Here is a 23,602-nt window from a genome sequence, read left to right as displayed (position 1 = left end):
TAATTAGTATTGAAGAAAAATCCTTATAGCATATAAGTTATAAGGATTTTTTTTTCTTAAAATCAAATAAAACATTCTTTAAAAACTAAATTATCTATAACTAATAATGGTTTTGTTTAATTAGAAAAATTATCTTTGAAATATAAATTAATCCTTTTTATAATGAATGTTTCTAAAACAACACTATTATTAATCTTTTTTATATTCAGTCTTACTAGTTACGGACAAGTTAACAACAAATCAGCATTATCTTTAGAACAAATAATGAAAGGTAACGATTTTGTGGGCCATTTACCCGAACAAATCAGCTGGTCAGATGATAGTAAGTCTATATATTTCAATTGGAATCCAGATAGAGAAACACTATCTTCTCGATATAAAGTAGATATTAACACAAAAACCATTAAAAAATTAACACCTAATGAATTAATCTCCGAAACCAATCGTGGTACTTATAGTAGTGATTACCAATGGAAGGTCTATGAGAAAAATGGAGATATTTTTTTTATGAACACTAAAAATTATTCTACAACTCAAGTTACCAATACTTTGAACTATGAATCTAATCCGATATTTTCTGGAGATGAAAAATATATAGTTTTTCAAAGCAACACTAACATTTTTAAATGGAATATTAAAACAGGTACTACCACACAATTAACCAATTTTATCAATGGTAAAGAAGAGGAAAAAGAAAAAAGACTTTCCATTCAAAATCAGTGGTTAGAAAATCAACAATTAGAAAATTTTGAAGTTTTAGCAGAAAGAAAAAATAAACAAAAGGCTTCAGAATATAGAAAAGAATTACTAAGAGTAAAAAGACCTCTTTCAATTTATCTCGAAGGAAAAAGGCTAAGAGGGTTAAAAATTTCACCTGATTTAAATTATGTTGTTTATAATTTGATTCGTCCTGCTAAAAATGAAAATACAAAGGTTCCGAATTTTGTAACCCAAAGTGGATACACCAAATCTATAAACGCAAGGCCAAAGGTAGGCATCAAACAAGCTACATCAGAAACTTGGATATACAACATTCAAAAAGACACCGTCTACCAAGTAACAACAGATTCAATTGAAGGTATTTTTGATAAACCTGCATATTTAAAAGATTACACTCCTAAAGATTCTATTTTTAATCCTAAGTATAAAAATCCAAGAAATGTAACTATTGGGTCACCTATTTTTTCAAAAGATAACAAAGCTGTTGTTAATATTACTTCACAAGATTATAAAGATCGATGGATAATGAATTTAGAGTTGTCTTCAGGAAAACTGAAACTCATTGATAGGCAACATGATGATGCTTGGATTGGAGGTCCTGAAGTGGGATGGTTTTCTCCAGGAAGAATAGAATGGATAGATGAAAATAGAATTTGGTTTAAATCTGAAAAAACAGGGTATGCTCATATCTATATTGCAAACGTAAATACTGGAGAAATAAAAACTTTAACTTCAGGCAATTATGAAGTACTGGAAACAAAATTGAGTAAAGACAGAAAATCATTTTATTTAATAACCAATAAGGTGAGCCCTTTTGAAAAACATTTTTATCATGTTTCTATTAAAACTGGTAAAATGACTCAAATTACACATCTTAAAGGAGGGCATGAAGTAACTCTTTCTCCCGATGAAAAACAATTAGCCATTCGCTATTCTAATAATACTACTCCTTGGGAGTTGTATTTAATGCCAAATAAACCAAATGCCAAGATGGTTCAATTAACCCAATCAACTACTGAAGAATTTAAAAACTATAGCTGGAAACAGCCAGAAATTATACATTTTAAAAGTAGAGATGGAGCTAAAGTCCCTGCTACTCTACTAAAACCAACAGCTGATAAAAATAATGGAGCTGCCGTTATTTTTGTACATGGAGCCGGTTATTTACAAAATGTGCATTATTGGTGGTCTTCCTATTTTAGAGAATATATGTTTCATAATATGTTAGTAGATAATGGGTATACCGTATTGGCTATAGACTTTAGAGCAAGTTCTGGTTATGGTAGAGACTGGAGAACAAGTATTTATAGACATATGGGAGGCAAAGATTTAGACGATCAAATTGACGGAGCCAAATACCTTACTAAAAACCAAGGTATTAACAAAGATCAAATTGGCATTTATGGAGGTTCTTATGGAGGTTTTATTACTTTAATGGCTATGTTTAAATATCCAGACACTTTTAAAAGTGGAGCCGCTTTACGTTCCGTAGCAGATTGGTCTAATTACAATCACGGCTATACTGCTCCTATTTTAAATACACCCGTTAATGATAGTATAGCTTATCACAGAAGTTCTCCTATTAAATTTGCAGAAGGTTTAAAAGGAAACCTTCTTATTTTACATGGAATGGTAGATACAAATGTTCACTTTCAAGATGTTGTTCAATTGTCACAACGACTTATAGAATTAAAAAAAGAAAATTGGGAAATGGCTGTTTTTCCTGTTGAAAATCATGGTTTTGTTGAAGCTTCTAGTTGGCAAGATGAATACCGTAGAATTTTTAAACTTTTTCAAGAAACCTTAACCAAATAATTCTAAATATTAAAGTCAAAAAAGTAGGTTAATAAATATTTAACTTTAACCTGAAAAAAAGTCATAACAACCTAACAATCAAGAGACAAAATGTCTTTTAAAATTAATTTATAGTATTTTTTTCTGTCAAAATTTCGTAAAAACGACATTGGTCTTTTATTTGCTATTTACTAAACAAACAATAATAATAATTTAAATATTAAGTTCCATTGGTTCTCAGGTTTAATTGAGAAACTAGGAACACTTAAAATAAAAGTTTAACTTAAAATTTAATAATATTATGTTAGTAAAAAGTAATGGCATTCCTGTTTTGCCAACAATTTTTGACGATTTTTTTAGAGATTGGTCTTCTACAAATTTTTCAAAAACCAATACAAGTTTACCTGCAGTAAATATTAAAGAAAATGAAGATGAATTTACTGTTGAAGTAGCAGTTCCTGGAATGAATAAAAAAGATTTTCAGATTGATTTAGATAATGATGTGTTAACTATTTCTTCTGAAAAAGAAGCCGAAAACGAAGAAACTAAAGATAATTATACAAGAAGAGAGTATAGTTACCAATCTTTTAAAAGAAGTTTTAATCTTCCAAAAAATGTAGTAGATAGCGATAAAATAAAAGCTACTTACAAAAATGGTGAATTAAGTATTGTAATACCAAAATTAGAAGAAGCAAAACCAAAACCAGCAAGATTAATTGAAGTTAAATAATTTGTTATAAATGATGATAAGGGCGAATAGTTTTCGCCTTTATCATCATTTATATTAAAATCAAAAAACATAAAACAATGAAAAATTTAATAGTTAGCCTATTGTTATCTTTTTCGTTAATAAATTGTATGGGGCAAGAAAAAACTCAAAAAAACACTTCTAAAAAAGATACAATACAGCCAAAAATTAGTAGTAGCGTTCATAAAGAATATGATGAAAATGGAAACTTAATAAGTATTGATTCTACATACTCTTATTTTTATTCTAATATTAAAAACGATTCCATTTTAGAGCAAGAATTCTTTGAAAATTTTAAATTAGATTTTGATAAAAACTTTCCTAATATTGACAGTCTTTTTATGAAAGATTTTTTTATGGATACACCTTTTAAAATGAATGATTTCTATACTGATGATTTCTTTGAAAAAAGATTTAATTTAAGACATAACAACTTTATTGATATCTTTAAACAAATGGATTCTATAAAAAATAGATACTATTTAAAAGAAACAAATCCTTCTATAAAACAACTTTAGGGCGAATTATATTCGCCCATTAATTTGATATTAATCTTACCATCTCGAAAAAAAATATAGCACATTAAAGTTTCATGGGTTTAGTCTTGGTATAAGAAAACTAAAAAAAGTGCGTTAATATTAATAGCTAAACAACTTATACTAATAAAACTTAATTAACCCCAACCCAATGAAAAAGTTTCTAATGGCTATTTTACTGTTTTCTTTAACAGTAACAGCATATTCGCAACAACAAGTAAAAACAACTTATTATTTAATTCGTCACTCTGAAAAGGATAGTAGCGATAAAAACAATAAAAACCCAGAACTTAGCAAAAAAGGAAAAGAACGAGCCAAAAAATGGAGCAACATTTTTGATGAATTAAAATTAGATGCAATCTATTCTACTGATTATAACAGAACACTTCAAACAGCTGCGGTAACCGCTAAAAATAAAAAGTTAACAATTAAAAAATACCACCCTAGAAATTTAAATTTAAATTCATTTTTAAATGAAACCAAAGGTAAATCTATACTAATAGTCGGCCATAGTAATACCATACCCAGTTTAACAAATAAACTAATTGGTAATGGAAAATATTTAAATATGGATGAAGATGATTATGACAATTTATATTTAGTTACCATTCAAGGTGACCTTATTGAACATGTAATGATAGATGTAGAATAATTTCATTTATAATCTCTTACGTTATAATCTCAAATTTTACCCCTTTAATCTTTATAATACTGCAATTTTAGTTAATTTTGCAGCAATGCAACCGAATATAAATATAAGAAATAAAAAAGCTCGTTATGAGTATGAAATTCTAGACACCTATACAGCTGGAATTCAACTAACTGGTACAGAGATAAAATCTATTAGAGCCAGTAAAGCCCGCATAACTGAAAGCTTTTGCGAATTTAATGATAAAGGTGAATTGTTTGTCATTAATATGTATATAGAAGAATATATTAACGGTAACATTTATAATCATAAACCAAAAAGTGAACGCCGACTTTTACTTAATAAACGTGAACTAAAAAAACTACAAAAAGAAGTTCAAAATGTTGGTTTAACTATAATCCCTTTAAAATTGTTTTTGACGGACAAAGGTTGGGCTAAATTACAAATAGGTTTAGCCAAAGGTAAAAAGCTATACGACAAAAGAGAAACAATTAAAAATAGAGATAGTAAAAGAAATTTAGATAGAATTAAAAAAATCTATAAATGACCTTAAGTTCTTTTCTTCAATTGGTTAGATGGAAGAATTTGGTAATGCTAGCTCTCATTCAAATTTTATTCAAATATGTTTATTTTCCTGCTTTTACAGTAGATACAGCGTTGTCAAATTTTAATTTTTCTATTTTAGTTTTTACTACACTAATTATTGCAGCCGCAGGTAATATTCTAAATGATATATTTGATGTTGAAGCGGATAAAATTAATAAACCAACTAAAGTCTTAGTCACAAAAAAAATATCAAAAAAAAGAGCTCATTTTCTTTACAATATATTTAATGGAGTTGGATTGTTAACAGGACTATATTTAGCTCATACAATAGACAAACTATCTTTTGTTGCTATTTTTGTTATTACTATTTTACTTTTGAAAGTTTATAATTCTGATTTAAAAAAAAGACCTATAATTGGTAATATTATTGTAGCATTATTAGTTTCTTTGAGTATTTTAATTGTAGGAGTATTTGAGGTAATACCAGTAGTTACAGAAGATAATGATATTGACCAATATTATGCCTTTAAAGTTTTGATAGATTATGCTGCATTCGCTTTTATGTTTATGCTTTTACGCGAAATGGTAAAAGATGTTGAAGATATTAATGGAGATAAATATATGAATATGCAAACATTACCTATACTTTTAGGTAGAAAAAGAACAAATTATATTATTTTTGCATTAAGCTTCGTTCCTTTAATTATAATTACTTCATATAGTTTTAATAATTTTCCTAATGTTCCTTTTGTATTGGCATATATGCTTATTGTAGTGTTATTACCACTACTCTATTTTATGACTAAAATTTTATATGCAAAATCAAAAAAGGATTATAAGTTTGCAAGTATGTTATTAAAATTAATTATGTTGTTAGGAATGTTTTCTATAGTAATCCTTTCATTAACTATTTATTATGCTGGCTGAAAAATTAAAAAACTACAAGATTATTTTAGGATCTCAATCAACGAGAAGAAAAGAATTGTTAAAAAATTTAGGATTAACCTTTGACACTGTTACAATTGATATTGATGAAGATTATCCAAAGTATTTACACGGTAATGAAATTACCAGTTATTTAGCTAAATTAAAAGCTGATACCTATTCTGAAGTTTTAGCAGATAATGAAATGCTGATAACAGCAGATACTATTGTTAGAGCTGCAGGTAAAGTTTTAGGAAAACCTAAAGATAGTGCCGAGGCAAAACAAATGTTATTATTTTTATCAGAAAGATTACATGAAGTTATTACTTCTATCTGTATTAAAACAAAAGATAAATCAATAATTATTAATGATACAACTGCCGTTCATTTTAAAAAATTAACAGAAGAAGAGATAGATTACTATATTACCAAGTATAAACCTTATGATAAAGCTGGAGCATACGGCATTCAAGAATGGATTGGCTATATAGCAGTAAATAAAATTGAAGGAAGTTTTTACACAGTCATGGGCTTTCCTGTTCATAAGTTTTATAAAGAAATGATGGAATTTACCAGTTAATCCTCATTACAATTGATATTTTTGTCTTTAAATTTTTTTAGCAACTTTTACCAAAATGAAAAAATACACATACACAGAAAAACAAGATACGCGTTCTGGCTTTGGAGCAGGGTTAGCAGAATTAGGCAGAACCAATCCTAATGTAGTTGCACTTTGTGCCGATTTAATTGGTTCCTTAAAAATGGAAAAGTTTATTGAAGAAAATCCTGAAAGATTTTTTCAAATAGGTATTGCCGAAGCTAATATGATGGGTATTGCCGCAGGATTAACTATTGGAGGAAAAATTCCATTTACTGGAACTTTCGCAAATTTTTCTACAGGAAGAGTGTATGATCAAATCCGTCAATCAATCGCATATTCTAATAAAAATGTAAAAATATGTGCTTCTCACGCAGGTTTAACTTTAGGTGAAGATGGAGCTACACATCAAATTTTAGAAGATATAGGTTTGATGAAAATGTTACCAGGAATGACCGTTATTAACACGTGTGATTACAATCAAACAAAAGCAGCTACTATTGCTATTGCAGATCACCAAGGTCCTGTTTATTTGCGTTTTGGACGTCCGAAAGTACCTATATTTACTGATGCTGATCAAAAATTTGAAATTGGAAAAGCTGTTCAACTTACAGAAGGTACAGATGTTACTATTGTAGCTACAGGCCATCTGGTTTGGGAAGCTCTGCAAGCATCTGAAGCTCTTGAAGAAAAAGGAATATCAGCAGAAGTTATTAATATACATACTATAAAACCTTTAGATAAAAATGCCATTTTAAAATCTGTTAAAAAAACAGGATGCATAGTAACTGCTGAAGAACATAATTATTTAGGTGGTTTAGGTGAAAGTGTTGCTCGTGTATTATCTGAAAACCTTCCAACACCTCAAGAATTTATTGCCACTCACGATACTTTTGGTGAATCAGGTACTCCAGAACAATTAATGGAAAAATATGGGTTAAATAGTAGTGCTATTGTTAAAGCTGTAACTAAAGTTTTAGAAAGAAAATAGATTTAAAAGGTTAATATTAATTTTATTTTGCTCATTTAAATTAATAAAAACAATTAAATAAACTGCACATTATCAGTGTTTTAAATTTATTGTTCTCAATTTTATTCTAGAAACAGTTATCAACATTTTGCATATTGGCTCGACTTTTGCGTTTAAGAAAAATAAGCAACCCCAATTGTGTATTAAAAATCATTAATTAAATTTGAAATAGAAAAATAAGTAACTTTATATCTTTTAAATAGTATTCTCTTTTTTTAAGAAAAATAAAAACTTATTTTATACTACTTCAAACGATATTAACTATTTTTTTTTAATACGTAGTTGTGGGTTTTTATTATAACTAAAATTTATTATTATGAAAAAATTAGTATTGACCGCACTAACCCTTACCTTAACTACATCTTTTTTATTTGCCCAAGTTGATATTGGTCTAAAAGGAGGTGTGAATTATAATTTTGGAGGCGATTTTAAAGAAATTTTCTCTGAAATTGGCGACAATGCTTCAAATATTGTTAGCACAGGTGCAGACAATAGAGCTGGTTTTCATCTTGGATTATGGACTCGATTTCATTTTGCAGGACTATATTTAAGACCTGAAGTTATTTATACCGAGCTTAATAATTCGTATGACAATCAAGCACCAATTGCTAATGTTAATACAAAATTTAAAACCAAAAAATTAGACATTCCTATTTTATTGGGTACAAAACTTATTGGTCCTGTACATATTTTTGGTGGACCTTCCATTCAATATTTGATAAAATCTGATTTTAGTCAAGACGAAATTAACAATATTGAAACTGATGATTTTAGTGTTGGTTTACAAATTGGAACTGGTATAGAATTAGGACGTCTTGGTTTAGATGTACGTTGGGAGAAAGGATTTTCTAATGATATAGATGGTAAATTAGGAAATACAAACATTAATGTAGATAACAGACCCAATCAGGTTATATTTAGTTTAGCATATCGTTTTAATGATAGACGACGTTAGTTTGTATATATAGGCATTTCAGTAACATAAAAAAGCACCAAATTCAATGAATTTGGTGCTTTTTTATGTTATAATTTTTATATAAATTAATTATCTGCATCTAAATAATCTGGAGTACCATCTTCATCTGTATCTAACGCATCATCGGGATTACCATCACCATTAGGATCTGAATTTTCGTTAATTGTTAATATACCATCACCATCATCATCTGTATCTCCATAATTAGGAACACCATCTTCATCTGTATCATCATCATTAAAATTTCCATTTCCATTCTCATCTTCATAAATATCAAAAATGCCATCACCATCTGTATCTACTCTTTTCACAGCTGCTAACTCTATATGGAATATTAGAGGTTCATTTACCCCAATTGATCCTGAACCGTATTGTCCATAAGCCAATCCAGAAGGAATAAAAAGCACTCCTTTACCTGTATTTTCATAAGCCAAAGGCTCTCCAGGTTGAGATACATTTGTTCCCCCTTTAAAAAATGAAAAACCATATCCCCAACCTTGAATTGTACTAGATAATTTAAGCCAAGTAAAATTAGTTTTACTATCAAAATTAGTACTATCTAAATCAAATCCATTATATTTCACCAATACAGAATCCGTACGGCTTGGATACAAATCTGCTTCACCTACATTATTCACCAAATAATATAACTTATAATCAATCTCATTATAGGTTATATCTTTAGTTTTCACGATTGAATACAAAGGCTCTTCATCATTTAAAATGGTATCAATTACACCAAATGACTCTCCTTCAGCTGGAGGTATATAGTAATGTGTTTGTAAAAAATCCACTAAATTTTCATCATCTAATAAAGCTTGAGCTTCAGGATCGTGTGGTATTGTATCGTCATCATCTTTTTTACATGATACTAAAACTATTCCTAAAAGAAAAATGTAAAAAATGGAGTTTAAAGTCAATTTCATTTCTAAACTATTTAATTTTTTCGCAATTTACGGCTATTTTCTATGATTTAAAACAGCATGTTTATTTTAACAAAAGTTTATATTATCAGTATTTTAACTAAAGTAGTATAATACTTTCTGGCCCCTCTTTAAGAGAATAACTTATATTACTAAAAATAGATTAATTTAGTGATAACAACCAAAGTTATCCTTTAAAATTAATCTTACGCATACGCAAACTCTTAGGTGTAATTTCTAAATATTCATCATCTCTTATATATTCCATACATTCTTCTAGAGAGAAATCAACCTTTGGAAATATTTTAGCAGCATCATCAGCTCCTGAACTACGAACATTAGATAGTTTTTTTCCTTTAATTAAATTTACTGCCATATCATCTTGACGACTATTTTCGCCTACCACTTGTCCTCTATAAATTTCTTCATTTGGATCAATAAAAAACTTTCCTCTATCTTGTAATCTGTCAATAGCATAAGCCGTAGCCTTCCCTCCTTCTGCAGAGACAATTGCCCCGTTGGTAACATCATTAAATTCACCTTTATAAACATCATATCCACGTAAACGGTGATTGATAATGGCTTCACCTGCAGTAGCAGTTAATAATTTATTACGTAAACCAATTAATCCTCTAGAAGGAATATCAAATTCTAAATGTTGTAAATCACCTTTAGGTTCCATGACCAATAAATCGCCTTTACGTAAAGTAACTAAATTGATAACTTTACTTGCAGACTCTTCAGGCACATCAACAACCATAGTCTCATAAGGTTCACATTTTTGACCGTCAATCTCTTTAAGAATCACTTGAGGGCGACCTACTTGAAGCTCATACCCTTCTCTTCTCATGGTTTCAATTAATACAGATAGATGCAATATTCCTCTTCCAAAAACATTAAACTTATCCTCAGTATCTGTATCTTCAACACGTAGAGCTAAGTTTTTTTCTGTTTCTTTGTACAATCTATCACGTAAATGCCTAGAAGTTACATATTTACCTTCCTTACCAAAAAATGGAGAATTATTAATAGTAAATAACATACTCATTGTAGGTTGGTCAACCGCAATTCTTGGTAATGCTTCAGGATTGTTAACGTCTGCTATAGTATCACCAATATCAAAACCTTCAATTCCAGTAATGGCACAAATATCACCACTTCTTACTCTTGAAACTTTGGCTTTACCCATGCCTTCAAAAACGTGTAATTCTTTAATTCTAACTTTTTTAGTCACACCATCAGCTTTACAAAGCATATAATCTTTACCTTCTTCTAGCTCACCTCTAAATACTCGTCCAATTGCTATTCTTCCTGTAAAGGCAGAAAAATCTAGAGAAGTAATTTGCATTTGAGCCGTACCTTGATGGTTTGGTGCTTCTGGAATAGATTCAATAACAGCATCTAACAAAGGAATAATATCAGTTGTTGGCTCTTTCCAATCTGTACTCATCCAACCATTTTTAGCAGAACCATAAATAGTTGTAAAGTTTAATTGCTCTTCTGTTGCATCTAAAGCGAACATTAAATCAAAAACTTTTTCATGTACCAAATCTGGCGTACAATTTTCTTTATCAACTTTGTTAACCACTACAATAGGAGTTAAACCCAATTCTAATGCTTTACCTAATACAAAACGAGTTTGTGGCATAGGACCTTCAAAAGCATCAACTAATAATAAAACCCCATCGGCCATTTTCAATACACGCTCTACCTCTCCTCCAAAATCGGCGTGACCTGGTGTGTCAATTACATTAATTTTTACTCCCTTATAAGTTACCGATACATTTTTGGATAGGATTGTAATACCGCGTTCACGTTCCAAATCGTTATTATCTAATAACAAATCAACTCGCTCTTTACGCTCGTCTAAAATTTTGGCTTGATCAATAATTTTATCAACCATAGTTGTTTTACCATGATCAACGTGTGCTATAATAGCTATGTTTCTAATAGATTGCATATATTTTTTTTCGAGGTGCAAAAGTAGTGTTTAATTTGATTAATAATGGTTTAAGGTTCTTTTTTTTTCTATTAGTTTTTAATAAAGTAAGAAAATACACTAAAATTATGAGTAATTAAAATCAATCTCTATTTTATAAGAAACTAAATTTCTTAGAATTTCAAGTATTAGAAATGGTATTTAAAAAATACTTCTAACTAAATAAAAAAGCGTACATTTAACACATTAAGAATCAGCATTTTTCATAACCATGACAAGCCCAATTAAAATTTTTATAGTAGAAGATGAAATGATAATTGCCGCCAATATTTCTTTACAACTACAAAAATTGGGGTACGAAGTAATTGGTATGGTTTCCCATGGAGAAGATGCATTTGTACACATTGAAGCCAATTTACCTGACATTATATTAATGGATATTCAACTGAAAGGTAAACTTAGTGGAATAGATACCGCAAAGCAAATACAAACTAAATTTGAAATACCCATAATTTACCTAACTGCCAATACGGACGATTTTTATTTTAATGAAGCTAAAACTACAAAACCAGCTGCTTTTATATCTAAACCTTTTAAGAATTTAGATTTACAACGTGCAATAGAGTTAGCTATAAATACAATTGAGATAGAAAAAGAAAAAAAAGAACTAAAAAACCCATATGTATTAGAAGATTGCATTTTTGTAAGAGATCATGAAAAAATGGTAAAAATTTCTCTTAAAAATATATATTATATTGAAGCTGATCGGAATTACTGTCGCATTTTTTGCAGAGACAAAGCGTTTTTAATTGTAAATACATTAAAGAATATTAATGAAAAACTGCCAAAAACACATTTTTTAAGAATACATCGATCTTATATTGTAAATCTGACTAAAATTGATGAAGTAGCAGGAAGTCATTTAATGGTAGCTAACAAAATTGTTCCTATGAGTAAATCATTTAAAATGGATTTAATGAAAAGGCTTCAAACAATTTAAGTTGTTTTTTCAAAACTAAAGGTAATTAATATTGAGGCTCCATTCTCACTCTGTTTATTAATAACGCCCCCAATTGACTTACTAAAAGGTTAATTAACTGCGTACCAAAACCTGTACCAAGGGCCTGTCTCTTTTCATCAAATCCAATACCATTGTCTTTAAAAATAAGACTATAGTTATTTTTATTTCTTTTTGTTAAACTTATAAAAATATTTCCTTTTTTATTATTTGGAAATGCATACTTCATTGCATTGGTTAATAATTCATTAACAATTAGACCTAATGGTATAGCCATATCAATATCAACTTCAAGAGGTTCCATATCACAAACAGCTGCAATACGATTATTACTTCCAAACGAATCTAATACATGTTGACATAAATTCATAAAATAATCTTTCATTTCAACTTTTGACAAATTATTACGTTGATATAACTTTTGATGAATCAAACTCATTGTATGAACCCTGTTTTGGCAATGCAGCATAACATCAACCATTTTTTTATCTTCCATTTGAGCAGACTGTAATGCCAATAAACTTGAAACAATTTCCAAATTATTCTTTACCCGATGGTGGATTTCTTTTAATAAAAACTCTTTTTCTTGATTTTGTTTTTGGAGTAATACTCTTTTCTTTTTTATGTTTTGATATGCAAAATAGATAAGTGCAAGCACTATAAAAAGCATTCCTGAGATGACAAAAATTAAAGACTCCCTTAATTTTTGTTTTTTAATCTCAATTTCTTGTAGTTTAATGGTATTCTCCTTTTTAGTAACCTCAAATTCTGTTTGTAATAAAGAAATTCTCTGATCTGCTTCTGCCGTAAATATTTTACTCCTTAACTGATCATACTCCGCAAAGGCAGCATAAGCTTCTTGATAATTATGATTTCCCGCATGTGCTCTACCAAGATTATTATACGCCTGACTTAGATAGTAATTATCCCCAAAATTAGGCGTTGCAATACGTATAGAGTTTTGAAGACTTTCGATAGCACTAAGATATTTTCCTTCCAAATTCTGAGCTTTGCCTAATGAAAGCCATGACCGCATAAGCAAAAAATTATTATCCAATAAATTCGCATATTTAATTGCATTTTCACCTGCCCATACTGCTTGATCAAATTTATTTAAATAAGCATTTAAATCAGTTAATGAAATATAAATATCACTTAAATTGTTATAAAAGCCATAGCGTTCGCCAATTGCAATTGCATGGTTATAATAATTGAGAGCTTTTTCCTCTTGTTTTAGTGCTAGATAATTATTACCTACTACATACAACGTAAAATCATAATCTAAATCATTAATACCAACTTCTTCAAATAGAGCAACCGATTTTAATCCATACTCTAAGCCTTCATCAAATTTAGATTGTTTCCAAAATAAATTACTTAAATCACTGTATGCCAATGCAATTACTCTGTTGTTTTTTAATTCCTCTCCTAACCTTAATGCTTCTAACGCATAATCAGCAGCTTTAGCCAATAACCCTCTTCGTTCAAAAACATAACCTAATTCTGTATTTAACTTAGGTAAATCTTGCTTTCTAACTTTACTTCTAGCCTCTTGTAACACAAAAAAAGCACTATCTAGTTTTTCCATCCTAAGCAAAATTGCTCCTTGAGTTATTTGAAATTTGCCATGCCACAAGGTATCGTTCTTCTCTTGAGTTATTTTTAAACCCTGAGTTACAAAATGCAAGGCTTTATTTAAATTTCGTGTATGCCAATAATAGGCCAAATCATTTAACACAGAAAATTTAATGGTATCCGTTTTTATTTTAGGTAAGGCTACTTCTAAAATATCTAAGTAAGAAGCACCAAAATTATCAGTATCTACAAATACCTTTTTATAAGAGTTTTTTTTACGTAAATCAATTAGCTGAGCATAACAAAAAATAGTACTTAAAATAGTTATTGTTGTGAATATTAATTGCTTGTTTAAATTCTTTACCATCTATATAAAAGTACATTATTTGAATTAAGCTAAGTTACCATTTATAATTATAATGCAGTAAAAAGCTTTGAAAACTCAAAAAGCTCTTTCGGACACTAATAATGATACTTCGTCCTAACCGTCTTGTTTTCTATATTATAAATCAATTATTTAGAGTTTAATAACAAGAAAAACAATGCGAATTATCATCTCTACTTATGTTCTTACACTCTTTTTAATGGTTTCTTGTAACCATACTAATAAAACGACTAAAAATAAAGCTGTTCCTAATTTTAAAAATCAGGTTTCTAGTTATTTATTAACTCAAAATAGTATAGGTAAAAATAGAGTTGATACGTTACTTTCAGAATCTTTTATCAGGAATATGAATGGAATTCAAATGGTATCAAATATTAGTGAACACAAATCCAATATGCATGTTTTTCTCAATGGCTTTCCTGATATGACTTTTACTTTTCCAACTCAACTTATAAAAGGTAATGAAGCCTTTATCGTATGGATATTTACAGGGACACATACAGGAACTTTTGGAGAAATTAATGCCACTGGAAAAAAAGTAAAAGTAAACGGAATTTCACATCTTTTTTTTGATAAAGAAGGCAAAATATATAGAGAAGATGTGTTTTACAATAAACTGGATTTATTACAACAATTAGGTTTTACACTAAATCTACCTATTACTGAATAAACTAAATTAACATTTATAACAAACCTTAAAACAGATAATTATGAAAACTATGAAAACAATACTAATCTTAGCACTTGTGTTTATGCTAAGTCCAGTGACCTTAAACGCACAAGAAACTAATAATCGCCAATCCTATTGGATTCATGAAGACCAAGTAAAACCTTCTAAACAAGGCGATTATGAAAAAATCACAAAAGAATTTATTGAAGCCTGCAAAAAACATAACCTTAAAGGGGCTGATTGGGCCACTGCCCGTGTAAATAATGGTACATATTTAAGCATTACTCCAATCAACAATATGAGCGACTTTGACAAGAATCCTTTAGCTCCTTTAGCGGATAAAATGGGTGAAGATAAATTTAATGACCTTTTTAGACGATTTAACGAATGCTATGATAAACATGGAGACCGTGTTGTTGTGTTAACCCCTGAACTTTCTTATATGCCTAACGGACTAACCACGAATACAGCAGGACAAAATTATAGAAAATGGCATTTCTTACATGTTACTCCTAGTAATATTACCAAATTGAAAGCAAAAATTAAAGAAATAAAAGCTCTTTATCAAAAAAAAGGAGCTAAAGAATATTTTAGAATTTACTATAACGGATTTGGAACTATGGGCGACTATTATCTTGTTACTATTTCAGCCAAAGATGAAAAATCTTATATCGAATTATCTAATCAAACAGAGACTCTCCTTGGTGATGAAGGCAAAAAACTAATGGGAGAAATGTTCCTTTTATTGGATAAATATGAAACTACATCCGGATGGATGCGTCCAGATTTGGGCTATACAGCAAAATAATAATTAAAAAAAATAAATCATGAAAAAGCTTATCTTTTTAGCACTAGCAATAGTTTTATTTACTGCTTGTGAAAAGCAAATGAAACGCTACACACAACAATCACCAGAGATTGAAACAGTAAAAATGCTTATTGATAATTATAACAAAAAGACAATTGATATAAGCATCTATGCTGATAGCTCAAAAACATTTTACAATACGAATGATAACCCGATGTCACCAGCTGAAGTAAAAACATATCATCAAGAAAGGGAAGCCCTTTATACATCTAGAATGTTTTCTAACGAAGATCCTGAATATGAAATGGTACTTACTGATGACGGTGATACCTGGGTGAATTGTTGGTTAGAATGGAATGCAACATTGGCTGGAAATGGTAAAAAAATTGAAATGCCCATACATCTAACCTATCAATTTGTAGATGGAAAAATTGTTAAAGAGTATGGATATTGGGACCCAACAGAAATCGTATTAAATCTTCAAACTATAGAAGCTGATAAAGAAAAATTAGCTAATGAAGACCAGTCTGAAGAATGATACTGAATTTTTATAACACTCCTAAATATTATAAAAAAACTAAGGACGCACTTAACTCTTCCAAAACAGTTAACCTTAAAAATTTAATAACTATAAAAAAAGAAGTAATTACTGGAGATTATGATTTTAGTGAAAGTTATGTAACCAAAACATTTTTACAACAAAGTTTTCAATTCAGATGACAACTTAGTAACCAATAAAAGCTATCTGAAAAAGTTCTAGATAACATTTTGTACCAAAAATAAAACCTTTAATTAAATATATATATACTCCCTAAACTATGAAAACAAAAAACTTTTTATTTGTATTTGCTATACTTACCATATCAATATCTTACGGACAAAAACATTCTACTGAAAGTAACATAAAAATGTATGAACATATATGGGATAAAATTCTTAACCAAGGTCAAATTGATCTTATCAATGACATCTATTTTGATACCGATATTATACTTGTTTCAAATACTGAAAATATTATTGGAGTTAATGATTTTAAAGGCTATTATCAAAATTTCCTAATCGGCTTTTCTGATATAGAATTTTCTATTATAGATATTTTTGGTCAAGGAGAAAAAATGGTGAAACATTGGAATTTTAAAGGTAAACATACTGGTGATTTCTTTGGTATACCTGCCACAGGAAAATTAGTAAATATTGATGGTGTTACGCTTATAAAAATGAAAAATGGGAAAATTGCTAAAGAACAAGATTTTATGGATAATGCCATTTTTATTGAGCAATTAGGGTTAGTTTCTAACCCTAATAACATTACTATTATAGATGCACTTTATAATGCATTTTCAACTGGAGACATGTCCTCCGTTCTTGGTACGATGGACGCCGCAATTGTTTGGAACGAAGCAGAAGGAAATAGTTATGCTGATGGCAATCCATACATTGGTCCGGATGCTATTTTAAATGGTGTTTTTGCACGTCTCGTAGCCAATCATGAATATTTTAAACTATCTGATATTGAACTTCATGAAATGAGTAACAACAAAGTGTTAGCTACTTTAAGATATGATGCTAAAAACAAAAAAACAGGAAAATATTACAATGCACAAGTTGCACATTTATGGTCTTTAAAAGACAATAAAATTGTCAAATTTCAACAATATGCCGATACCAAAAAATTGACGGATGCTGAGAAAATATAATTTGACTAAAAATGGTTAATTCATTACACTAATTCTATATCAATCCTCTCTCCCCATTGATGATGTGTTGCTTTCTGTTTTAGAACAGCAGGTTAGAACATAGATTGAAAAAAGAATAAATTGAAAAAGCAAAACACGTTAATTGATTAATCTTAGAAACATAATTTTAAAATAAAACAACATGAAAAAAATCATCAAGAAGCATATATTTTTTTTGTTAAGCCTAGCTTTCTTTCTTATAATGACTATTTACGGATATGCTCAAGAAACAAATCTACCTGATGGTACTATTATCGAAAAACTCGCCTATATAAAAGACAGTAAAAATTTCAGTAGTGAAAGTGAACGTATAAAGGTGCTTTTTGAAGTCTATACAAAGAGTCAATTAGAAGCATCTCCCGCAAGGGCTACTTTTTTTGGAAAACCTGGATTCAATCATTTATGGGATGACGTTTCACCAGAAGGAACTAAAAAAAACTTAGCGGTTCTAAAGATTTTTAACGAATCTAAAAACTGGTTTAACCTGGATAAGTTAACAGATGATGATAAGATTAATTTCAGCATTTTTAATCGCTCTGTTGGCGACCAATATGATTTGAATAGCCAGTTTCCAGAACAGTATTTAATTATAGATCAAATTCAGGGCATTCATACGTATATCCCCGCAATAATTCAAATGATGCCAACCAATTCATCAAAAGCATTAGAAGACATTATAGCTAGACTTAAGGGAATACCACAACTTCTACAAAATATTGAAATAACCTTATCTGAAGGTATTGAAAAGGGAATCGTAATGCCACGAAATACTGTAGTACAAGTACCCGAGCAATTAAAAAGCATGATTGCTAAAAATTCAATAGAAAGCCTTTTTTATACACCTTTTGCAAACTTAGAAGGAAATGATGTTTTAAAAGAAAAGGTGAAAATGATTATTGAGAAAAGTGTAAACCCAGCTTTAGAAAAGTTCAGGAGTTTTATGACGGATACCTATTTACCCAACACAAGAGACACCTATGGTATAAGTGAATTACCAAATGGGACAGCTTGGTATAATGAACAAATAAAGTTTCATACCACCACAAATATGACGGCTCAGGAAATCCACGACTTAGGTCTATCAGAAGTTGCGAGAATATTAGTCGAAATGGAAAAGGTGAAATCTGAGATAGGATTCAAAGGAAATTTAAATGCATTTAATAAGTTCCTAAAAGAAGACCCTCAGTTTTATTTTAATACGCCCGAAGAATTACTTTCGGCTTATCGTGACATTTGCAAAAAACTAGATCCTGTCTTACCCCAACTTTTTAGAAAACTACCAAGACTTCCTTATGGAGTAAAAAAAGTTCCTGCTTATTCAGAGAAAGCTAGCACAACTGCCTATTATAATCCAGGTTCTTTGCAGACAGGTCTGGCAGGCTATTTCTTTGCGAATACCTATAACTTAAAATCGAGACCAAAATGGGAGATGGAAGCGTTGACTATTCATTAAGCCGTGCCTGGCCATCACTTACAAATTTCAATTGCCCAAGAGTTAGAGAACGTTCCAGAGTTTAGAACCATGCTTAATTTCACAGCGTTTATTGAAGGTTGGGGACTATACTCTGAAAGTTTAGGTCCAGAACTTGGAATGTACAAAGACCCCTATTCTCAATACGGACAATTGACGTATGAAATGTGGCGTGCTATGCGTTTGGTGGTTGATACAGGTATTCATGCTTTTGGATGGACAAGACAAGAAGCCATTGACTATTTCTTAAAGAATTCCGGAAAAAATGAAAATGATATTGTGGTTGAAATCGATAGGTATATCGCTTGGCCCGGACAAGCCTTAGCTTACAAAATTGGTGAACTAAAATTAAAAGAACTTAGAAAGAAATCTGAAGAAACCCTTAAAGATAAATTTGATATTAGGTCATTTCATGATGTAGTTCTTGGTAGTGGTTCAATTCCGTTAAATGTACTAGAAGACAATGTAAACCAATGGATAATCAATCAAAAAGGTAATTGATTGGTAACACGCAAAATAACACGAATTCAAAGTTTATGGAATAGATGAATACCAAAATTAATTTGATCTAAAAAAAATGTCAATTAGGGTTCTTTAAAAAAACAAGAGAAATTAAAAGGGAGTAAAAACTAAGAAACAGGAAAACCCTACAATACTCTAGTAGCATATTTTTGGACTTTAAAAGACAACAAAATTGACAAATTTCAAAAGTATGCTGATACCAAAAAATTAGCGGATGCTATGCAAACATAGAAGTTTACACATATCCCGATTTAATAACAAATTATAAATCAGCAGTTAAACGTAAAACCTTTGTTTAAAAATTGTAACTTACACACTTTGAATAAAATATAAAGAGGAAGGAATTAATGAACGGAGTATATCTAAAAAATTAAAAAGTCAATTAACTAAATACCCGTTCTAGGGACTATGAAACCAAAATCAACCCGAATTGAATCCATAGACATCTTACGAGGTGTTATTATGGTAATCATGGCATTAGATCATGTACGTAGTTATTTCCATTATGGTTCTTTCTTTACAAATCCTACTAATTTGGAAACGACTACGCCAATCCTTTTTTTTACACGTTTTATAACACACTATTGTGCACCTGTATTTGTATTTTTAGCAGGAACCTCAGCTTTTTTGTACGGTACTAAAAAATCAAAACCTCAGCTTTTTAAATTTTTGTTTACACGCGGAATTTGGCTCATTTTCCTTGAGGTAGTCGTTAATAATTTGATATGGACATTTGACCTCACTTATAGCTTTCTAATTCTTCAGGTTATTTGGACTATTGGTATTTGTATGGTATGTCTATCTTTTTTAATTTATTTACCAAAACAAATAATTCTCACTATTGGTATTCTATTAGTCGCAGGCCATAATGCTATGGATGGAGTTGTTTTAGAAGGTCAAAGTTTACAATCTGTCATTTGGTATATTTTTCATCAAGGAAAACTTTTTGTTTTAAGCCCAAACTCCATAATATTCATTCATTACCCTCTAATTCCATGGATTGGGCTGATGGCTCTCGGTTATTTATTCGGTACACTTTATCAAAAAGATTTTGAAGTCGGTCTTCGCAAAAAATGGTTATTCTATTTAGGGGTTGGTACCATTCTTTTATTTTTTGGTTTAAGAGGTTTAAATGTTTATGGTGATTTAGTACCTTGGACACATCAAGAAACTACATCCAAAACAATCATATCCTTTTTTAATGTCACCAAATACCCACCGTCACTATTATATCTATGTATTACCATTGGTCCATCATTATTGTTTTTATATACCATTGAAACTACTAAAAACGAAGTGACTAATTTCTTTTTAGTTTTTGGTCGAGTTCCTTTATTCTATTATTTCTTGCATGTACTCGTAATTCATGTGTTCGCAATTGTTGGAATCTTAATTTTTGGAGGTGAATGGAAAAATATGATTTTAGATGCCCAATCTTTTATCAATCAAAATCTATTGATTTATGGCTATTCTCTTTTGGTAGTATATGCAATTTGGATTGGTATAATACTTCTACTTTACCCTATCTGTAAAAAATATATGAACTATAAAACAAACAATAAAAGCAAATGGTGGCTTAGCTACCTTTAATTATAAACTATGATTGATTTTTTCCGATTATCGAAACAAAATTTTTCCTTCGCAAAATCGAATGTCTTGTGGACATTTGATGAAGATAGCTGATTGCGGAAAAAATAGAAACCAAAAATATGATAAAATTCTTTAGAAACATCCGAAAAAAACTTCTTACAGAAAGTAAAACTTCCAAGTACTTCAAATATGCCATTGGAGAAATTGTACTAGTAGTTGTTGGGATTTTAATAGCACTTCAAATAAATAATTGGAATAATGAATTTGGTAATAAAAGAGACGAGCAGCACATTGTTAAGAGTCTAAATTTTGAATTTAAAAAGAATAGGGTAAATCTTCAAGAATATATTCAGCATCACAAAAAGATCCTTTCATCTGCAAAAGACATTATGAATTTAATTGGCGAACTTAAGGAAATTCTTGATAAATATAATCTGGATAGCCTACAAGCACAAACTTTAGATTATAGAACCTATAAACCAAGTCAAGCTGTGGTTTTAGACTTAATATCTTCTGGAAAGCTAAATTTAATTTCTTCAGATTCTTTGCGGGCAAAGCTATTTGAGTGGTCGAGCAAATTAGAAGAAAATCAAGAAAACTATCTCACATTAGATGAAATTGGTCAAAATCTTGTTTTACCTTTTTTAAGTAAGAACGCTTCTATGAAAAACATAGACAATTATGGCTTTTTACAGTGGAATAAAAAAACAAAACTTAAGCATGATAACCATAACATGTTTCAGGATATAGAATTTGAAAATGTGATGGATAATCAATCTTGGGCCATATTAAATCATATAATGGCTCTTGAAGGCCTTGAAAATGCTATGGATAGAATTATTAAAGAAACCAATAAAATTCTTTAAATAGCTATGCAATTATTACCGGTGGTCATGGTGGGGAATTAAAGGTGGAGACAAACAAAAACAAAGTTACTATATTTACTATTAACTTAAGTATCAATGATTAGACAAACGCTTATATCAATTAGTCTATTTTTCTGTATGCTATTTACAGCAAGTGGACAAGAAAACCCTGTAAATAAAAACGGATTGGCACTGGATACAATCGTCCATTTCACCGAGTCAGATTTAGATCCACTTTTTGGCTTAACTTTAAAAAATAGTGCTGGTTGGATATTTAAATCGGGCAATGAAAAAGATTCATCTCCTGTAAATATTGATTTAAGGGGTTGGGAACGATTAAGTCCTTCACAGATATCTAATGACATGGCAGATAGTTCTGGCAAATTTGAAGGGTGGTTTAGATTGCAATTTACCATTGATAGTGCTATAGCAAAACTTCCACTCTATTTAGACAAAGAAGATCATGCTGCAGAAGACATTTATTTAAATGGTAAATTATTCCGCCAATTTGGAGAAAAAGGGAACGACAGAGCGTCATTCAAAGAACACATTCAAGATTTCGAAATTAGAACCCCAATATTTTTAGAACCTGATACGGTACACACATTGGTAATTCACTATGTAGACTATAGCACCTATGGTGGTGTTGCAAAAAACCTTCTATTAGGTTCTACTCGAATTGTAACGAATGACTATTTTGACTATATGAGCTTTTTGGGTTATAAAGATTTATTCAACTTCCTAGGTTCTTTTATTTTCTTCATCCTTTTTTGGCTTCTTTATTTTCTGATTAGAAAGGAACGTGAGCTACTCATTCTAGCTCTTTTTTGCACTGTAATGTTACTATTTAACCTTAGCGTGGTTTTCAATGGTGGGGACAGCTTATTATTTACACTACCATCTAATTACATGGTATTCATTAGTTTTGTTAGAGGTTTTTTAGGTTACTACTATTTCCCATTGTGCTTTTTATTTGCCTACAGAATTTTCTATGGTAAACTCCCAAAGTGGTTCATTCTAGTTAGTTTAATCATACCATTTATTCCCTACTATTTTCTATTTTTTCTATTAACAATTGGAACTGGTGTTTTCTTACTCTATTTATCCGTCAAGTCTGCAAAGAAAGCAATGTCTGTTCGGGTTCTTATGTACAGTTTAACATTATCTTATATCTTAACTGTTACTGGACTATTAATAAGGTCATCTTATGTAGCCGATGATTTTAGTTTAAGGTTAATCATGGTTAATTCTGATGTGATAGCTAAGGCCATTCTCTATTTAGGTATGTTAGCATATGTAGCCTATCGCATGAGAGAGAAGAATTTAGAAATGCAACAGAAAGCAATGGAACTTGTAAAAGTAGAAGCTGAAAAGAGTTCGCTAATTGCTTCACAAAATGAAACTTTAGAAACTCAAGTAATGGAACGTACTTCAGAACTCAATCAATCTTTAGAAGAACTAAAAGCCACACAATCTCAATTAATTCAATCTGAAAAAATGGCAAGTTTAGGAGAATTGACTGCGGGTATTGCTCATGAAATTCAAAACCCATTAAACTTTGTCAATAATTTTTCTGAA

The 23,602-nt window shown here is 29.9% G+C and carries 19 protein-coding genes and 2 pseudogenes; 18 read left to right on the top strand and 3 right to left on the bottom strand.

What is annotated here, in order from left to right; all coding sequences use genetic code 11:
- The first annotated feature begins 162 nt into the window (after positions 1-162).
- The 9 genes from EGM88_RS12040 to EGM88_RS12000 all read left to right on the top strand — a co-directional run bounded on the left by EGM88_RS12040 (position 163) and on the right by EGM88_RS12000 (position 8,500).
- The gene (locus EGM88_RS12040; protein ID WP_123898561.1) at positions 163-2,535 is read left to right on the top strand and encodes an alpha/beta fold hydrolase; all 2,373 of its coding nucleotides are present in this window, start codon (positions 163-165) and stop codon (positions 2,533-2,535) included.
- Positions 2,536-2,815: 280 nt separating this feature from the next.
- On the top strand, positions 2,816-3,244 hold the full coding sequence (locus EGM88_RS12035) for an Hsp20/alpha crystallin family protein (RefSeq protein WP_203229464.1): 429 nt from the start codon (positions 2,816-2,818) through the stop codon (positions 3,242-3,244).
- 77 nt (positions 3,245-3,321) lie between these two features.
- On the top strand, positions 3,322-3,780 hold the full coding sequence (locus EGM88_RS12030) for a hypothetical protein (RefSeq protein ID WP_123898557.1): 459 nt from the start codon (positions 3,322-3,324) through the stop codon (positions 3,778-3,780).
- 169 nt (positions 3,781-3,949) lie between these two features.
- Positions 3,950-4,450, top strand: coding sequence for a SixA phosphatase family protein (locus tag EGM88_RS12025; RefSeq protein WP_123898555.1), 501 nt, complete (start codon positions 3,950-3,952; stop codon positions 4,448-4,450).
- An 85-nt stretch (positions 4,451-4,535) separates the two neighbouring features.
- Positions 4,536-4,994, top strand: a complete 459-nt coding sequence (gene smpB / locus EGM88_RS12020; protein WP_123898553.1) for an SsrA-binding protein SmpB — start codon at positions 4,536-4,538, stop codon at positions 4,992-4,994.
- Positions 4,991-5,920: a geranylgeranylglycerol-phosphate geranylgeranyltransferase gene (locus EGM88_RS12015; RefSeq protein ID WP_123898551.1), complete on the top strand. Its 930-nt coding sequence runs from the start codon at positions 4,991-4,993 to the stop codon at positions 5,918-5,920. The genes smpB and EGM88_RS12015 overlap by 4 nt, the downstream gene beginning before the upstream one ends.
- The gene (locus tag EGM88_RS12010) at positions 5,910-6,497 is read left to right on the top strand and encodes a Maf family nucleotide pyrophosphatase (protein ID WP_203229463.1); all 588 of its coding nucleotides are present in this window, start codon (positions 5,910-5,912) and stop codon (positions 6,495-6,497) included. Before EGM88_RS12015 ends, EGM88_RS12010 begins: the two co-directional genes overlap by 11 nt.
- A gap of 55 nt (positions 6,498-6,552) precedes the next feature.
- Positions 6,553-7,506 carry a transketolase family protein gene (locus EGM88_RS12005; protein WP_123898549.1) on the top strand — a complete coding sequence of 318 codons (954 nt, stop codon included), beginning with the start codon at positions 6,553-6,555 and terminating at the stop codon, positions 7,504-7,506.
- Positions 7,507-7,861: 355 nt separating this feature from the next.
- The gene (locus EGM88_RS12000; protein ID WP_123898546.1) at positions 7,862-8,500 is read left to right on the top strand and encodes an outer membrane beta-barrel protein; all 639 of its coding nucleotides are present in this window, start codon (positions 7,862-7,864) and stop codon (positions 8,498-8,500) included.
- 86 nt (positions 8,501-8,586) lie between these two features.
- On the opposite strand, the gene EGM88_RS11995 is transcribed toward EGM88_RS12000, so the two are convergent.
- On the bottom strand, positions 8,587-9,447 hold the full coding sequence (locus EGM88_RS11995) for an FKBP-type peptidyl-prolyl cis-trans isomerase (protein WP_123898545.1): 861 nt from the start codon (positions 9,445-9,447) through the stop codon (positions 8,587-8,589).
- 184 nt (positions 9,448-9,631) lie between these two features.
- Positions 9,632-11,404 carry a translational GTPase TypA gene (gene typA / locus EGM88_RS11990; protein ID WP_123898646.1) on the bottom strand — a complete coding sequence of 591 codons (1,773 nt, stop codon included), beginning with the start codon at positions 11,402-11,404 and terminating at the stop codon, positions 9,632-9,634.
- Between the two features lie 250 nt (positions 11,405-11,654).
- Here typA and EGM88_RS11985 point away from each other — a divergent pair, with 250 nt between their 5' ends.
- Positions 11,655-12,383 (top strand): LytR/AlgR family response regulator transcription factor, encoded by a 729-nt coding sequence (locus EGM88_RS11985; protein WP_123898543.1) that lies wholly within the window; start codon positions 11,655-11,657, stop codon positions 12,381-12,383.
- A 25-nt stretch (positions 12,384-12,408) separates the two neighbouring features.
- Here the strand turns inward: EGM88_RS11985 and EGM88_RS11980 are convergent, their stop codons facing one another.
- Complete coding sequence (locus EGM88_RS11980) at positions 12,409-14,343, bottom strand: sensor histidine kinase (protein WP_123898541.1); 1,935 nt, start codon at positions 14,341-14,343, stop codon at positions 12,409-12,411.
- A gap of 175 nt (positions 14,344-14,518) precedes the next feature.
- Here EGM88_RS11980 and EGM88_RS11975 point away from each other — a divergent pair, with 175 nt between their 5' ends.
- The 8 genes and pseudogenes from EGM88_RS11975 to EGM88_RS16045 form a co-directional block, all read left to right on the top strand.
- Positions 14,519-15,031, top strand: a complete 513-nt coding sequence (locus EGM88_RS11975) for an ester cyclase (protein ID WP_123898539.1) — start codon at positions 14,519-14,521, stop codon at positions 15,029-15,031.
- 49 nt (positions 15,032-15,080) lie between these two features.
- On the top strand, positions 15,081-15,839 hold the full coding sequence (locus EGM88_RS11970; RefSeq protein ID WP_238988435.1) for a hypothetical protein: 759 nt from the start codon (positions 15,081-15,083) through the stop codon (positions 15,837-15,839).
- A gap of 19 nt (positions 15,840-15,858) precedes the next feature.
- The gene (locus EGM88_RS11965) at positions 15,859-16,377 is read left to right on the top strand and encodes a nuclear transport factor 2 family protein (RefSeq protein ID WP_123898536.1); all 519 of its coding nucleotides are present in this window, start codon (positions 15,859-15,861) and stop codon (positions 16,375-16,377) included.
- Between the two features lie 280 nt (positions 16,378-16,657).
- Positions 16,658-17,536, top strand: coding sequence for an ester cyclase (locus EGM88_RS16050; RefSeq protein ID WP_238988434.1), 879 nt, complete (start codon positions 16,658-16,660; stop codon positions 17,534-17,536).
- Positions 17,537-17,717: 181 nt separating this feature from the next.
- Positions 17,718-19,547, top strand: a pseudogene (locus EGM88_RS11955) (DUF885 domain-containing protein).
- Positions 19,548-19,976: 429 nt separating this feature from the next.
- Positions 19,977-21,158: a DUF1624 domain-containing protein gene (locus tag EGM88_RS11940; protein WP_123898532.1), complete on the top strand. Its 1,182-nt coding sequence runs from the start codon at positions 19,977-19,979 to the stop codon at positions 21,156-21,158.
- A 119-nt stretch (positions 21,159-21,277) separates the two neighbouring features.
- A complete protein-coding gene (locus EGM88_RS11935) occupies positions 21,278-22,024 on the top strand; it encodes a DUF6090 family protein (RefSeq protein ID WP_123898530.1) in 747 nt (248 codons plus the stop codon).
- A 96-nt stretch (positions 22,025-22,120) separates the two neighbouring features.
- Positions 22,121-23,602, top strand: a pseudogene (locus EGM88_RS16045) (hypothetical protein); the annotation flags it as partial.

The sequence above is a fragment of the Aureibaculum marinum genome, from assembly GCF_003813905.1.
Taxonomy (GTDB): Bacteria; Bacteroidota; Bacteroidia; order Flavobacteriales; family Flavobacteriaceae; genus Aureibaculum; species Aureibaculum marinum.
This window is presented reverse-complemented; position numbering and strand designations above follow the sequence as displayed.